General features: G+C 61.6%; 14 protein-coding genes and 1 tRNA gene. 8 read left to right on the forward strand and 7 right to left on the reverse strand.

Annotated elements, in window-relative coordinates; genetic code table 11:
• Window positions 1-116 precede the first annotated feature (116 nt).
• From HF682_RS01980 to HF682_RS02000, 5 genes are all read left to right on the forward strand, one after another.
• Window positions 117-207, forward strand: a tRNA-Ser gene (locus tag HF682_RS01980).
• A gap of 223 nt (window positions 208-430) precedes the next feature.
• Entirely contained in the window at window positions 431-871 is a 441-nt protein-coding gene (locus HF682_RS01985) for a VOC family protein (protein ID WP_168875578.1), read from the forward strand.
• A gap of 162 nt (window positions 872-1,033) precedes the next feature.
• Window positions 1,034-1,795, forward strand: a complete 762-nt coding sequence (gene fabI / locus HF682_RS01990) for an enoyl-ACP reductase FabI (RefSeq protein ID WP_205881865.1) — start codon at window positions 1,034-1,036, stop codon at window positions 1,793-1,795.
• A gap of 3 nt (window positions 1,796-1,798) precedes the next feature.
• Window positions 1,799-2,803, forward strand: coding sequence for a bifunctional enoyl-CoA hydratase/phosphate acetyltransferase (locus HF682_RS01995; RefSeq protein ID WP_168875579.1), 1,005 nt, complete (start codon window positions 1,799-1,801; stop codon window positions 2,801-2,803).
• Window positions 2,803-3,960 (forward strand): acetate/propionate family kinase, encoded by a 1,158-nt coding sequence (locus tag HF682_RS02000; RefSeq protein ID WP_168875580.1) that lies wholly within the window; start codon window positions 2,803-2,805, stop codon window positions 3,958-3,960. The genes HF682_RS01995 and HF682_RS02000 overlap by 1 nt, the downstream gene beginning before the upstream one ends.
• Window positions 3,961-3,987: 27 nt before the next feature.
• Here the strand turns inward: HF682_RS02000 and fumC are convergent, their stop codons facing one another.
• The gene (gene fumC / locus HF682_RS02005; RefSeq protein WP_168875581.1) at window positions 3,988-5,379 is read right to left on the reverse strand and encodes a class II fumarate hydratase; all 1,392 of its coding nucleotides are present in this window, start codon (window positions 5,377-5,379) and stop codon (window positions 3,988-3,990) included.
• A gap of 110 nt (window positions 5,380-5,489) precedes the next feature.
• On the opposite strand from fumC, the gene HF682_RS02010 reads away from it, so the two are divergent.
• Window positions 5,490-7,007 carry a fumarate hydratase gene (locus tag HF682_RS02010; protein ID WP_168875582.1) on the forward strand — a complete coding sequence of 506 codons (1,518 nt, stop codon included), beginning with the start codon at window positions 5,490-5,492 and terminating at the stop codon, window positions 7,005-7,007.
• Window positions 7,008-7,117: 110 nt separating this feature from the next.
• Window positions 7,118-7,513, forward strand: coding sequence for a response regulator (locus HF682_RS02015; RefSeq protein ID WP_168875583.1), 396 nt, complete (start codon window positions 7,118-7,120; stop codon window positions 7,511-7,513).
• Here HF682_RS02015 and HF682_RS02020 read toward each other — a convergent pair whose 3' ends face one another.
• From HF682_RS02020 to HF682_RS02040, 5 genes are all read right to left on the reverse strand, one after another.
• A complete protein-coding gene (locus tag HF682_RS02020) occupies window positions 7,514-7,867 on the reverse strand; it encodes an EscU/YscU/HrcU family type III secretion system export apparatus switch protein (RefSeq protein ID WP_168875584.1) in 354 nt (117 codons plus the stop codon).
• Window positions 7,857-8,903, reverse strand: a complete 1,047-nt coding sequence (gene fliK, locus HF682_RS02025) for a flagellar hook-length control protein FliK (protein WP_168875585.1) — start codon at window positions 8,901-8,903, stop codon at window positions 7,857-7,859. Before fliK ends, HF682_RS02020 begins: the two co-directional genes overlap by 11 nt.
• 20 nt (window positions 8,904-8,923) lie before the next feature.
• Window positions 8,924-9,256 (reverse strand): DUF2802 domain-containing protein, encoded by a 333-nt coding sequence (locus tag HF682_RS02030; RefSeq protein ID WP_168875586.1) that lies wholly within the window; start codon window positions 9,254-9,256, stop codon window positions 8,924-8,926.
• 100 nt (window positions 9,257-9,356) lie between these two features.
• The gene (locus HF682_RS02035) at window positions 9,357-9,635 is read right to left on the reverse strand and encodes a Dabb family protein (RefSeq protein WP_205881866.1); all 279 of its coding nucleotides are present in this window, start codon (window positions 9,633-9,635) and stop codon (window positions 9,357-9,359) included.
• A gap of 25 nt (window positions 9,636-9,660) precedes the next feature.
• Entirely contained in the window at window positions 9,661-10,671 is a 1,011-nt protein-coding gene (locus tag HF682_RS02040; RefSeq protein ID WP_168875588.1) for a proline racemase family protein, read from the reverse strand.
• Window positions 10,672-10,799: 128 nt separating this feature from the next.
• Between HF682_RS02040 and lhpI the strand changes: the two genes are divergently transcribed.
• Window positions 10,800-11,753 (forward strand): bifunctional Delta(1)-pyrroline-2-carboxylate/Delta(1)-piperideine-2-carboxylate reductase, encoded by a 954-nt coding sequence (gene lhpI, locus HF682_RS02045; protein WP_168875589.1) that lies wholly within the window; start codon window positions 10,800-10,802, stop codon window positions 11,751-11,753.
• Window positions 11,754-11,916: 163 nt separating this feature from the next.
• On the opposite strand, the gene HF682_RS02050 is transcribed toward lhpI, so the two are convergent.
• Entirely contained in the window at window positions 11,917-13,917 is a 2,001-nt protein-coding gene (locus tag HF682_RS02050) for an acetyl/propionyl/methylcrotonyl-CoA carboxylase subunit alpha (RefSeq protein ID WP_168875590.1), read from the reverse strand.
• Window positions 13,918-13,939 lie beyond the last annotated feature (22 nt).

Genomic DNA, 13,939 nt, shown 5'->3' on the forward strand with positions numbered 1-13,939 from the left:
AGCCTGTCAGTAGCAAGCCCAGCAGTATCGCCCCGGGAAAGGCTATCCAGCGTGTTGTTTTCAGCAATTAGGCTTGTCTCTTCAGCGTGGAGTCGCTTATAATAGCCGACTCCACTGGAAAGGTGGCAGAGAGGTCGAATGCGCCGGACTCGAAATCCGGTTTACAGTTATGCTGTAACGTGGGTTCGAATCCCACCCTTTCCGCCAGATTGCCGGGCCGGTATCGAAAGATACCGGCCCGTTTGCATTTCAGCCCTCCCATACCATGTTGTATGATCCATACAACACCTGCAGTGTAGGCTCGCATCAGCTTCTGCACATTTTGTGCAATGTTCTGCACAGGTCGTACCCGGTTCTTGCAGCGGGTCTTGCATAATTAACCGACTCAGAATGGCCCTGCCCCCGTACAGCCAACCCCAAAGGAGGCAACATGACGATCAGACGAATGGATAACGTGTCCATTGTGGTGGAAGACCTCGACCGCTGCATTGCGTTCTTTGTTGAGCTGGGTTTAAGTCTGGAAGGACGAATGCCCATTGAGGAGGAATGGGCTGGCCGAGTTACCGGCGTGAGGGGACAGCGCGTCGAGATCGCCATGTTGCGAACGCCCGACGGGCATAGCCGCATTGAGCTCTCACGCTTTGATGCCCCTGCCATTGCTTCAGACCACCGGATGGCACCGGTCAACGCGCTGGGGTATCTGCGCGTGATGTTTACCGTTGAAGATATTGACGACACCCTGCAGCGCCTCAGCCAGCTGGGGGCCCAGCTCGTGGATGAAGTGGTCAATTACCGCGATATCTACCGGCTCTGCTACATTCGCGGACCAGAGGGTATCCTCATCGGGCTGGCACAGCAGCTCACTCCTTAATGCACTGAATAAGCCAGCTTGCCACTTACCTCGCTACACGCTTAGCGGACCGCCGTGCGCCCATCCCCCACATGATAAAGTGAACTTGCATTTGATTTTCGTCATGTCAGCTTCACGTTGTTCCGCTATTATGCTGCAATGCAATATAACCGTGAGGGCAGCATGATGCAGTTACAAGGCAAGGCAGCGTTGGTGGTGGGTGTCGCCAATGAGCACAGTCTGGCGTGGGGGTGTGCGCAGGCATTTCATGAGGCAGGGGCACAACTGGTGTTGACCTACCTGAATGAAAAGGCGCTGCCCTTCGTCGGCCCGCTGGCAGACCGTATCGGTGCAGACTTGCTGCCGCTGAACGTGGAAACCCCGGGTGAACTGGAGGCTGTGTTTGGTCATATTGAGCGCCGCTGGGGCAAGCTGGATGTGCTGCTGCATTCAATCGCCTTCGCCAACAAGGAAGACCTGCATGGCCGCCTGGTCGATTGCTCTGCAGAAGGCTTTGCCCGCGCCATGGATGTCTCCTGCCACTCGCTGATCCGCATGAGCCGTCTGGCCGAGCCGCTGATGCGTGAGGGCGGCAGCATTTTGACCATGAGCTACTATGGCGCCGAAAAGGTGGTGCAGAATTACAATATGATGGGGCCAGTCAAAGCCGCGCTGGAGGCCTCGGTGCGTTACCTGGCCAGCAATTTGGGGGAGAAGCGGATCCGTGTCAATGCCATCTCTCCCGGCCCGGTGCGTACCCGTGCCGCCAGCGGCTTGCCACACTTTGACCAGCTGATCGAAGAGGCCTTGCAAGGTGCGCCGGAACACCGGCTGGTCACGCTGGAGGAAGTGGGTGCACTGGCAGCCTTCCTTGCCTCGGATGCCGCACGCGGCATCACTGGCAACACCGAGTACATCGACGCGGGTTATCACATCAAAGGCTGAGCCATGAACGCTGAAGATCAACACTATAGCGAAACCTCGCCACGCTACTTGGCCTTGATGAACAATGCCAAAGCACACCCCTCGCTGATTACCGCCGTGGTCCACCCCTGCGACGATGTGTCGCTGGGCGGCGCACTGGAGGCGATGCAGGCCGGGCTGATCGCCCCGATTCTGGTGGGGCCGGAAGCCCGCATTCGGGCCACCGCCAAGCAACACGGGCTGGATATCAGCCGCTTCACCCTCTACCGCGATGGCCTGCCGCAAGCCAATCTGCCGCATGCGGTGCCGCCTTTCAGCATCGTCAATACCACTCATAGCCATCAGTCGGCAGAAGTGGCTGTGCTGCTGGTCAGGCAAGGGCAGGCCCATGCGCTGATGAAGGGGAGCCTGCATACCGATGAGCTGCTGAAAGCCATCCTCGACAAGCACAATGGTTTGCGTACCGGCCGCCGCCTGTCGCATGTATTCGTGATGGACGTGCCCAACTACCACAAGCCACTGCTGCTGACCGATGGCGCGGTCAATATTGAGCCTGACTTGCTGGGCAAGGCCGACATCGTACAGAACGCCATTGAGCTGGCCCATGCGCTGGGCATTGCTGAGCCCAAGGTCGCCATCCTGTCCGCGGTGGAAACCATCAACCCGGCCCTGCCCTCCACGCTGGATGCGGCCGCGCTGTGCAAGATGGCCGACCGCAAGCAAATCAAGGGCGGCATTCTGGATGGTCCGCTGGCGTTCGACAATGCCATCTCTGCTGAGGCCGCCCACAACAAGGGCATTACCTCTGCAGTATCGGGCGATGCCGACATTCTGCTGGCACCCAATCTGGAAGCGGGCAATATGCTGGCTAAGCAACTCACCTATCTGGCCGGTGCCCACTCCGCTGGTATCGTGCTGGGTGCGCGGGTGCCGGTGATGCTGACCAGCCGCGCGGACAATGAGCTATCGCGCCTGGCCTCTGCAGCGGTTGCCGTACTGCTGGCCGCCCACCACGGAGCCTCTCGCTGATGCTGCTGGTACTGAATGCCGGGTCTTCCAGCCTCAAGTTTGCGCTCTACCCGCAGCAAGTCGCCGCAGCGCCCTTGGCCGATGGCCTGCTGGAGTGGCGGGATGGTCAGCTCAGCGGTGTTCTGCGGCAAGACGGCGAAGCCGACTGCCACTGGCAGGATGAGGCCGGAGCGCAGCCGCACGCTCGCATGCTGGGCTGGCTGCTGCACACCCTGACAGCGCGGCAACTGCCGGTTCAAGCCGCCGTACACCGCGTGGTACACGGCGGCAGCCATTTCACCCAGGCCCTGCGGCTGGATGCCCGCATCCTCGCCGAACTGGAGGCCCTGACGCCGCTGGCCCCGCTGCACCAGCCCCACAATCTGGCCGCCGTCGCACAGCTGGCGCAGCTGCAGCCGGATCTGCCACAGTTTGCCTGTTTTGATACCGCTTTCCATAGTAGTCAGCCGGAACTGGCGCAGTGGTTTGCCTTGCCGCGTAGCTGGTTTGAACAAGGCGTACGTCGCTATGGCTTTCACGGCTTGTCCTATGCCTGGGTTGCCCACCGCCTGCCCGAGCTTCACCCGCAAGCAGGGGACGCCAAAGTAGTTGCCCTGCATCTGGGGAACGGTGCCAGCGCCTGCGCCATGCAAGGCATGCGCAGTGTGGCGAGCAGCATGGGCTTTACCGCGCTGGATGGTCTGATGATGGGCAGTCGCTGCGGGCAGATTGACCCTGGCGTATTACTCTACGCGCAGCAGCATCTGGGCATGGATGTGGGTGCGGTCGAGAAGCTGCTGTATCGTCAATCCGGCCTGCTGGGGGTGTCTGGCCTCTCCTCCGACATGCGCACCCTGCTGGCGAGTGATGCTCCCGCTGCCCGCTTTGCGGTTGAACTGTTCTGCTACCGCGCTGCCTGCGAAGTGGGCGCGCTGGCAACTGCGCTGGGCGGGCTGGATGTACTGGTGTTTACCGGTGGCATTGGCGAACATGCAGCGCCAGTGCGGGCCATGATCTGCGAACGGCTGGCATGGCTGGGCCTGGCGCTGGATGACCGCGCCAACCGGGATCACGCCACCCGGCTCCATGCCACGGCCAGCCGGATCAGCGTCTACCGCATCGAGGCCGATGAAGCACGGCAGATGGTGCGGGAAGTACAGCCGCTGCTCAACCGCTAAGCCCGCCCCATCCACCCTGACCGGGCCTCAGCCACGTGGCCCGGTCATTTCTTCCGGCTTCACCCAGGCTTCGAACTGGGCTTCCGTCACATGACCTAGCTCCAGTGCAGCAGCTCTCAGCGTCAGCCCCTGCTTGTGAGCATGCTTGGCAATCTGGGCTGCCTTGTCATAGCCAATATGCGGGTTCAGTGCCGTCACCAGCATCAGCGATTCATTCAGCAACTGCGCAATCCGCTTGCGGTTGGGCTCAATACCACGTGCGCAGTGCTCCTCAAAGCTGCGCGCCCCATCGGCCAGCAGCCGCACACTTTGCAGGAAATTGTGAATGATCATCGGGCGATACACGTTCAGCTCAAAGTTGCCAGAGGCCCCACCGATATTGATCGCCACATCATTGCCCATCACCTGCGCGCAGGCCATGGTCAGCGCCTCGGCCTGAGTGGGGTTCACCTTGCCCGGCATGATCGAGCTGCCCGGTTCATTTTCCGGAATGGACAGCTCCCCCACGCCGCAGCGCGGACCGCTGGCCAGCCAGCGGATATCGTTGGCAATCTTCATCAGGCTGGCGGCCAGCGTTTTCAGCGCACCGTGGGCATGCACCAGCGCATCTGCCGCAGCCATCACCTCAAACTTGTTGCTGGCGGTCACAAACGGTTGACCGGTGCGCCCGGCCAGTGCCTGCGCCACCGCGACCGCATAGTCCGGGTGGGCATTCAGGCCGGTACCGACCGCCGTCCCCCCCAAGGCCAGCTCATACAGGTGCGGCAGGCTGGCCTGCACATGGCGCATGCCCTGCGCCAGTTGCGCCACATAGCCGGAAAACTCCTGCCCCAGCGTCAGCGGGGTAGCGTCCTGCAAATGGGTACGGCCAATCTTGACGATGTCGGCAAACGCGTCCGCCTTCGCCTGCAGGGTGGCTTGCAACTGTGCCACTGCAGGCAGCAGGCTCTCCTGCAAGGCCAGTACCGCTGCCACGTGCATGGCGGTGGGGAATACATCGTTGGAGGACTGGCCCTTGTTCACATCGTCATTCGGGTGAACCTGGCGCAGCTCACCGCGCACCCCGCCCAGCAGCTCGCTGGCGCGGTTGGCCAGCACCTCGTTCATGTTCATATTGGTCTGGGTACCAGAACCGGTCTGCCACACCGACAGCGGAAATTCATTCGCCAGCTTGCCCTGCAACACTTCATCGGCAGCACGCTGGATGGCAGCGGCTTTCTGTGCATCCAGCAAGCCCAGCTGCTGGTTCACCGTAGCGGAGGCGTGCTTGATCTGCGCCAGCGCCGCAATCAGCTCGCGCGGCATCTGTTCAGAGGAGATACGGAAGAAATGCAGCGAGCGCTGGGTCTGCGCCCCCCAGTAGTGTTCATTTGGCACACCGATTTCACCAAAGGTATCCCGCTCCATGCGCACAGTCATCGTCTCGCTCCAGCCAAGGGAAAACCGCATCTTATTGCAAAGCAGCAAGGGCTGCCATTTCAGCGTAAAATATGCGGCTGACCGTCAACACGATCACGCAGGGATTCCACATGACCACCATCCGCCAGCAGGATTTCATCGACAGCATCGCTGACAGCCTGCAATTCATCTCCTGTTATCACCCGCTCGATTACATCCAGTCGCTGGCTCGCGCCTGGGAGCTGGAGCAAAGCCCGGCCGCCAAGGATGCCATTGCGCAGATCCTGACCAACAGCCGCATGTGCGCCGAAGGACGCCGTCCCATCTGCCAGGATACCGGCATCGTCTGTGCCTTCATCAAGGTGGGCATGAATGTACGCTGGGACGACGCCACCATGAGCATTCAGGAGATGGTGAACGAAGGCGTTCGCCGCGCCTACAATGACCCGGAAAACAAGCTGCGCGCCTCAGTGCTGTCCGATCCGGCAGGCGCCCGCAAAAATACCCGTGACAATGCCCCGGCGGTGGTCCACTTCGAACTGGTGCCGGGTGACACGGTTGAGGTGAAGATTGCCGCCAAGGGTGGTGGCTCGGAGAACAAATCCAAGTTCGTGATGCTGAACCCGTCAGACTCCATTGTAGACTGGGTGCTGAAAACCGTGCCGCTGATGGGCGCGGGCTGGTGCCCGCCGGGCATGCTGGGTATCGGTATTGGCGGTACCGCAGAAAAAGCCATGCTGATGGCCAAGGAAGCCCTGATGGAGCATATCGACATTCAGGAACTGATCGCGCGAGGCCCGCAAAACCGTATTGAAGAACTGCGGCTGGAGTTGTATGAAAAAGTGAACGCGCTCGGCATTGGCGCGCAAGGTCTGGGCGGGCTGGCCACGGTGCTGGACGTGAAAATCCTGGACTACCCCACCCACGCTGCCAGCCTGCCGGTGGCGATGATCCCGAACTGCGCCGCCACTCGCCATACCCATTTCACGCTGGATGGCAGCGGCCCGGCCCTGCTGACCCCGCCGAGCCTGGAAGACTGGCCGGATGTCTCCTGGACCCCGTCTGCCGAAGCACGCCGCGTCAACCTGGACCAGATCACCCGCGAAGAAGTCGCCAGCTGGCAACCGGGTGACACCCTGCTGCTGAATGGCAAGTTGCTGACTGGCCGCGACGCCGCCCACAAGCGCATGGTGGATATGTTGAACAAGGGTGAAACCCTGCCGGTGGATTTCACTAACCGCTTCATCTACTACGTCGGCCCGGTGGATCCGGTGCGTGACGAAGTGGTCGGCCCGGCCGGCCCGACCACCGCCACCCGCATGGACAAATTCACCCGCCAGATGCTGGAACAGACGGGCCTGCTGGGCATGGTGGGCAAGGCCGAGCGTGGCCCGGTCGCCATCGACGCCATCCGCGATAATCAGGCGGTGTATCTGATGGCGGTCGGCGGCGCCGCCTATCTGGTGTCGAAAGCCATCAAGGGCTCGCAAGTGGTGGCGTTTGCCGATCTGGGCATGGAAGCCATCTACGAGTTTGAAGTGGTCGACATGCCGGTCACCGTGGCGGTAGACCATCTGGGTAGCTCGGTACATCAGAGCGGCCCGAAGGAATGGCAGGCGCGTATCGGCAAGATTCCGGTGGTCAGCTGACCTGCAAGTCAGGCGACGAAAGGGCGGCCTTGTGCCGCCCTTTTTGCTGGCAGGCGCGCTGTGTCCAGCCTAGGATGGAAACGTAAGCAGCACCAAAAAAGGATACGGCCATGGAAATCGTCATCGTCGATGATTCACGCATCAACCTGGTATTGATGGGCCATCACATGCAAACACTGGAAGGGGCAAATTGTCAGTTGTTTGACTACCCGAGCACTGCTTTACACTGGTGCGCAGAACACCCTTATGATTTGCTGATTCTGGATTACCACATGCCGGACCTGGATGGTCTTTCTTTCCTGCTTGCACTCAATCGGCACCACCCAAACGGCTTGCGTATCCCCACTTTGCTGTTGATACCTCACCGGGAGCTGTCAGTTCGCCAGCAAGCTCGACGTCAGGGTTTGATCGACTTTGTAGACAAACCCGTGAACAAGGATGATTTGTTGCACCGCGCACGCAATCTAATGCTGCTGCGCCAACATTCAGACACAACGGTGCACTGATCACTCAGTGCGGGGGAGCTCCGGCAGGACTGAAGCGGGCAAGGCATCCGGCATGCCGCCATGCTCCAGCATGTAGATGAAGGCCAGTACCTCAGCCACCGCACGATACAGCTCCGGGGGGATATCCCGGTCGAGGTCCACTTGCATCAGCAAGGACACCAGCTCCGGCGATTCGTGGACATACACCCCGGCTTCCTTGGCCTTCTCAATGATCGCCTGGGCCATCAGCCCTCTTCCTTTGGCAACCACTTGCGGGGTATTGCGCCCCCCGGCCAGGTAGGACAAAGCCACCGCCAGTTGTTTGCCATCCGGCAAGCTGCCCGCTTCAGGGTGGATCAGCGCGTCATCGGTCATGCGCAGCGACCCGTGCTTCGGTCAGGTTCAACCCGGCGGCGCCAAACTGCTCCTGCAAGCGGCTCTGTGCCGACTCGATCTGGCTGGCCGTCTCTTCACGATCCGTCAGGAACCGCAAACGCACACCTTGGGCATCCAGCCGGACATTGACTTGCAGCGGCCCCAGCTGTGGCAAGTTCAGGGTCAGGCGAGAAGACCAGCTGCGCCCTTCATCCTCGCCACCGCCGCCCCCCTGCCGCTCATCACGGATCAACCACTCCATCGGCTGCTGCGGCCATACCTGGCCTTGCCACAGCAGCTGCCGTTCGTCCAGCGCCCGCAGCTGCTGCTGCACCAGTTGCTGCAAGGCGGTCCCATCCTGTGCGCCCAGCGCATGGGTCTGGTTCAGCACGCTGCTGACCGGTGCCGGATTGTCGCCCCCTCCATTGGGCAACTGCTGGGTCATGCTGGCTTGCGGCTCCTGCCGCAAGGCGGTCAAGGATCGCTGCCCAGCCAGCCACTCTTTCTGGTGGGACTCATAGAACACGCCGCTTTTCTCGACGGATTGGTGCAGCTGCCGGCTCAGGTCACGGGTATCCAGCCGGGCGGCTTCCCCCTCCAGCAGACTGGGTTGTACCTGACGGTTGGCCAGCAGGGCCGGTTGGCTATCGGCATGGGGGTCCAGCAGGCTGCTGACCAGCTTGGCAGAGGCCGAGAGCTGCACCGAGGGTGCCTCTTCCGGCAGCGTCGCCGGTGGCGCGGCCGGGGTGGCCCGGTCACTGGCAAAGGTCAGCACCAGCTTGCCCTTGCTTTCCACCACCTGCAATTCCAGCTCATCACCTGGCTGGGTATTGCGCGGCAGGTTCAGGTCCAGCAACTGGTTCTGGATCGACACCTGAAAACGCCCATTGGGCAGCTGCGCCAGCACATGCGCCTGCACCAATTGCCCAGGCACCAGCTTGGCCGACTCCAGCGGAGCATCGTGAACTTCAATCAGTGGCTTGTTGTAGGTACGAACCAGCGCCTGCAGAGAAGCCACCGCATCATTGCCGATCATGAAGGCCCCCTTTCAGCAGCTCAGCGCGCACGGGTTCGGTACAAGGAAATGATCAGCTCGGCCTCGCCACGCGAGATGCCGCAGTGCAAAGCCAGCTCGTCCGGCGCATAGCCTTCGTGCGCCAGCTGGATGGCCAGCGCATAGGGAGATTGCTGGCTGACAGGCGTCGGCTCAGGTAAGGGCGTCTCGCTCTCCAGCGTGACCAGCCGCTGCCGATGGCGCTCCAGCTCATGCTCCAGCGCTTCCAGCCGCAACAGCATGCGCTGGCTACGCCGCCACAGCCAGACAGCTGTCCATGCCGACAATAACGCCAGCAGTGCAAGGCCGCCTGCAAGCCCTGTCAACCCGTCCATTACGCTCCGCCTCAGCCCACTGATACCATACCCTGATGGTAGGCAGAATGCGGGGGACAGTCAAACCTGCCGTGGGCCTGACTGACCAAAGGACACGTCCTCAGCCATCAACGGCCAGATCAAACACCAGCACTTGCTGCAGGGCAGGCTTGACCTGCTCCACAAAGGCCAGATGGGCCGGGTGAATCAGGTAAGCCGCCAGATCCTCCGCTTGATCAAACTGCAACAGAAAAGCATGGGTATAACCCTGCTCCAGTTGCTCGGTGCTGATACTGGTACCCGCCTCAAAACGGCGGATCAGTGCAATCTGCTGCGGTAAAGCCGCAAATGCTGCACACAGGGCCGACACCGGCGCATCATCTTGAAAAGCAAACAGCACGATATGGCGTATCATCCCATCCCTTTCAGCGCAGCAGGAAGCCGCGGCCAATGTCATCCCCTTCTTCCAGCCAGAAGGTCGCCTCTCCACTGTAGTATGCCCGACCGCTGACACGAACGGTGACCGCCGTACGATCACCACAGCGGGTCTCGCCACGGACCTCCGCATCAAAGCAGGCCCCGGTAATACTCTGAAAGCGAGCAGACTGGTTCAAGCCCACCTTGCCTTGCTGATACCAGGCCGCCATCCGGGCCGTCACCCCCGAGCCGGTCGGGCTGCGGTCCACCTCGGCATCCGCAAACACGCAGACGTTGCGGCTGGCACGCTCAGGATCCGGAGCCTGGCTATCGGTCAGGATGCTGCCATACAGGAAGCCAAGGTCAGGGTGTTCCGGATGCTGCGGCGGGCAGATGGCCTTCACCCTGTTAGACAAGGCTGTGGCCGCATCCACGATATCCCGCACCCGTGCGGTCTGCAGGTCCAGCCCAAACTGCCGCGCTTCGGCCAGCGCATAGAACGCGCCACCATAGCTCACATCACAACAGATCATGCCGTAGCCGGGTACCTCCACCTGCAGCTGAAGTTGAAACAGGAAGGCAGGCACACTGTCGAACGACACCCGCCCGCTCTGCCCGTTCTGCACCTCCACCCAGGCCGTCACCAGTCCGCACGGGCACTCAATATTGACCTGGGTCAGTGGCTCGGTGACCGGCACCAGCCCGTAATCCACCGCATAACGACCCAAGGCGATGACAGCATGGCCGCACATGGTGCTATAGCCTTCATTATGCAGGAACAGCACGGCCAGATCCGCCCCCGGCAGCGAGGGCTCAACCAGCAGGGCACCGTACATGTCGTAGTGACCACGCGGTTCAAACATCAGCAAGCGGCGCAGATGATCCTGCTCCGCCTGTACCTGGCGCCGTTTGTCGAGAATGCTGCCCCCTTTCGGCAGCGGGAAACCGGAACGGATGATGCGAACCGGCTCGCCACCGGTGTGCATGTCCAGCACCGAGATACGCGGGAAATCACTCATGTCAGGCCCGTTTCCATGCGCAAGCAAAGCACGCATGTCATCATGTCAGGCACATGTTGTGCAAGTTTAATAAAATTGTATACAATATACCCAATTGCTGCACCCGATCCGGAAAGCCTCTCCCCCATATGCTGCATCTGACCGCTGCCCAAGTCCGCCAGTCCTTGCCCATGCCTGCCCTGATTGAGGCGCTGGCCACGCGCTTTCGTGAAGGCTGTCAGGCGCCGTTACGTCACCATCATCACGTTTCGCTGCCGGATGGGCGCGAGAATGTGCTCCTGCTGATGCCCGCCTGGACCGAGCACTTCCTGGGGGTCAAGCAGGTGATGGTCAGCCCCGATAATGGCACGCGCGGTCTGCCCGCCATCCACGGACAATACCAGCTGAGCGATACCCTGACCGGCCAGCCCCTGGCGATGATGGATGGTGTGGAACTCACCGCCTTGCGGACGGTGGCCACCTCAGCCCTGGCGGCCCGCTATCTGGCGCGCCAGAATGCGGCCACCTTGCTGCTGGTCGGAACCGGCCGGCTGGCCCATGAGCTGGCCGCCGCCCATCGCAGCGTGCGCCCCATCCAGCGGGTGCTGGTGTGGGGGCGTGACACGCACAAGGCCAGCGAGCTGGCACGCGAACTGGCTGAGCAGGGTTTCACTGCCCACGCTGTCAGTGACTTGCCACGTGCCTGCGCCGAGGCGGACATCATCAGCTGTGCCACCTTGAGCCGCGAGCCTCTGCTGCGCGGCGAATGGCTGCAACCAGGCTGCCATCTGGACCTGATGGGGGCGTACACGCCGGACCGGCGCGAGGCCGATACCGCCTGCGTGCTGCGCAGCCAGCTGTTTGTTGATAGCCGTATCGGCGCATTGCATGAAGCCGGGGATTTGGCGATCCCGCTGGCGGAAGGGGTGATCCAGCCTGAACAGGTTCAGGCTGATCTGGCGGAGCTATGCCGGGGCGTGCACCCGGGCCGCAAGGGTGACCATGAGATCACCTTGTTCAAATCTGTGGGTCTGGCGCTGGAGGATCTGGCTGCTGCCATTCTGGTTTACCAGCAAGCCAGCGGCCATGCGCCCGCCCCCTAGAGCCTGTTGATCGTCTTGCCTACGCGTAAGGCAAGCGATGAACCAGCTCTGTACCGTGTTGCGGTTTTTGTCCCGTAGTGATCATACGGAACAGGAGCGGTGACTATCTCTCTTCACAGGGACTTGACCCGGCTTGTGCCGGGTCTTTTTTTGTCTGTAGCACCTAACTGGCTTCGCTCACCACGCACAGCAGTGCATCCGCTTCCACAATCGCGTCCGCCGCAAAACGAACCGACTCCAGCACACCATCACGTGGTGACACAATGGTGTGCTCCATCTTCATGGCTTCCAGAATCAGCAGCGGCTGCCCTTTCTTTACCGGGCTGCCCACCTCGGCCAGAATGCGTACCACCCTGCCCGGCATCGGCGCAGTCAGGCCCCCTTCCGCGCCTTCGTCGCTCAGCTTGACGGCATACGGATCAAACAGCTGGAACTCATACCCGCCCTCCGGCAGCATCACACACAGCTGCGAGCCATGCCGCAGTACCGTCAACCGGCATTGCCGATCCGCCAACTGCAGCGACAGCTGGTCACCCTCCAGCGCCATGCGCAACACCGCCATCACCTCACCGGATGGGGTGTGGCAGCTCCAGCCCTTCGCCACCGGCTTCAGGCGGGTCTGCACGATCGCTTCACCCTGCTGCCAGTGCTGGGTGCGGGCATGATCGGCATTCAGGCGCCAGCCATCGTGCTGATGCCACGGAGCATTGGGATCGTTGCTGGCACTGGCCTGCTGCTGGCGCGCCTGCTGTTCGTCCAGCCAGACGCGGGCGCTTGTAGCCAGCCAGGCCAGCGCCGGTACCGGTCGGGCGGCATGCAGCTGGGCCGCGTGGGTCGCTACAAAACCGGTGTCGGTATCGCCTGCCAGAAAAGCAGGGTGTGCAGCAACCTTGCCGAGGAAGTCCAGATTGGTCACCACCCCCAGGACACCCGTTTGCGCCAGCATCTGTTGCAGGCGCAGGATGGCTTGCGGTCTATCCTCACCCCAGACAATCAGCTTGGCCAGCATCGGGTCGTAAAACACCCCGACAGCGTCCCCCACCCGTACCCCGCTATCCACCCGCATATGCGCCTGTTCAACAGGAAAGGCCAGTGCTGTGAGGGTGCCAGTTTCCGGCAGGAACGCATTGTCCGGGTTTTCGGCGTACAGGCGCACTTCGATGGCATGCCCTCGCTGCTGCAGTTCCGCTTGCTGCCGTGGCAAGGGTAAGCCCGCTGCCACCTGCAACTGCCATGCCACCAGATCCTGCCCGCTGACCAGCTCGGTAACCGGGTGCTCCACCTGCAGGCGGGTGTTCATTTCCATGAAGTAGAACTGGCGGTCGTCACCAACGATGAACTCAATGGTCCCCGCGCCGACGTAGCCAATGGCCAGTGCCGCCTTCACCGCCGCCTCGCCCATCGCCGCCCGCAATTCTGGCGTCATCAAGGGCGAGGGGGACTCTTCGAGGATTTTCTGGTGGCGGCGCTGGATGGAGCACTCACGCTCGAACAGGTGTACCGCCTGCCCATGCTGATCGCCAAAGACCTGGAATTCGATATGGTGCGGGTTGAGCACATAACGCTCCAGCAGCACCGTGGCGTCGCCAAAGGCATTCTGCGCTTCACGCTGTGCGGCTTCCAGCTGGGACAGGAACTCGTCGGCGCTATCCACCCGACGCATGCCCTTGCCACCGCCACCGGCGATCGCCTTGATCAGCAGCGGAAACCCGATGCGCTGTGCCTCTGCCAGCAAGAAGGCACTGTCCTGCTGCTCGCCATGGTAGCCGGGGACAATCGGCACACCTGCGCGCTCCATGATGGCCTTGGCTGCACTTTTGGAGCCCATGGCATCAATCGCCTCGGGGGTCGGGCCGATGAACACCACTCCGGCCTCGCGGCAAGCACGGGCAAAGTCTGCATTTTCAGACAGAAAACCATAGCCTGGATGAATGGCCTCCGCCCCGGTTTGCCGTGCCACCTGCAAGATGACATCGCCCCGCAGATAGGAATCCACCGGGCGTGGCCCGCCAATACGCCAGGCTTCATCCGCCAGCTCGACATGCAGGCTGTTGGCATCCGCGTCCGAGTACACGGCAACGGTCTGCACCCCCAGCAGGCGGCAGGTCTGGATCACCCGACAGGCGATCTCACCGCGGTTGGCAATCAGGATCTTGCGGAACATGCTTTTCCTCGTCTAGCGATCA

It is taken from the genome of Leeia aquatica (assembly GCF_012641365.1).
GTDB classification, from domain to species: Bacteria; Pseudomonadota; Gammaproteobacteria; order Burkholderiales; family Leeiaceae; genus Leeia; species Leeia aquatica.

Excerpts from the sequence above, each read along its gene's own strand:
- HF682_RS02040 (WP_168875588.1), bottom strand. The coding sequence starts at position 10,671 with ATGAGTGATTTCCCGCGTATCTCGGTGCTGGACATGCACACCGGTGGC.
- fliK (WP_168875585.1), bottom strand. The coding sequence starts at position 8,903 with ATGATCGGCAATGATGCGGTGGCTTCTCTGCAGGCGCTGGTTCGTACC.
- fabI (WP_205881865.1), top strand. The coding sequence starts at position 1,034 with ATGATGCAGTTACAAGGCAAGGCAGCGTTGGTGGTGGGTGTCGCCAAT.
- HF682_RS02030 (WP_168875586.1), bottom strand. The coding sequence starts at position 9,256 with ATGGACGGGTTGACAGGGCTTGCAGGCGGCCTTGCACTGCTGGCGTTA.
- HF682_RS02015 (WP_168875583.1), top strand. The coding sequence starts at position 7,118 with ATGGAAATCGTCATCGTCGATGATTCACGCATCAACCTGGTATTGATG.
- HF682_RS01995 (WP_168875579.1), top strand. The coding sequence starts at position 1,799 with ATGAACGCTGAAGATCAACACTATAGCGAAACCTCGCCACGCTACTTG.
- HF682_RS01985 (WP_168875578.1), top strand. The coding sequence starts at position 431 with ATGACGATCAGACGAATGGATAACGTGTCCATTGTGGTGGAAGACCTC.
- HF682_RS02050 (WP_168875590.1), bottom strand. The coding sequence starts at position 13,917 with ATGTTCCGCAAGATCCTGATTGCCAACCGCGGTGAGATCGCCTGTCGG.
- lhpI (WP_168875589.1), top strand. The coding sequence starts at position 10,800 with ATGCTGCATCTGACCGCTGCCCAAGTCCGCCAGTCCTTGCCCATGCCT.
- HF682_RS02010 (WP_168875582.1), top strand. The coding sequence starts at position 5,490 with ATGACCACCATCCGCCAGCAGGATTTCATCGACAGCATCGCTGACAGC.
- HF682_RS02020 (WP_168875584.1), bottom strand. The coding sequence starts at position 7,867 with ATGACCGATGACGCGCTGATCCACCCTGAAGCGGGCAGCTTGCCGGAT.
- fumC (WP_168875581.1), bottom strand. The coding sequence starts at position 5,379 with ATGACTGTGCGCATGGAGCGGGATACCTTTGGTGAAATCGGTGTGCCA.
- HF682_RS02000 (WP_168875580.1), top strand. The coding sequence starts at position 2,803 with ATGCTGCTGGTACTGAATGCCGGGTCTTCCAGCCTCAAGTTTGCGCTC.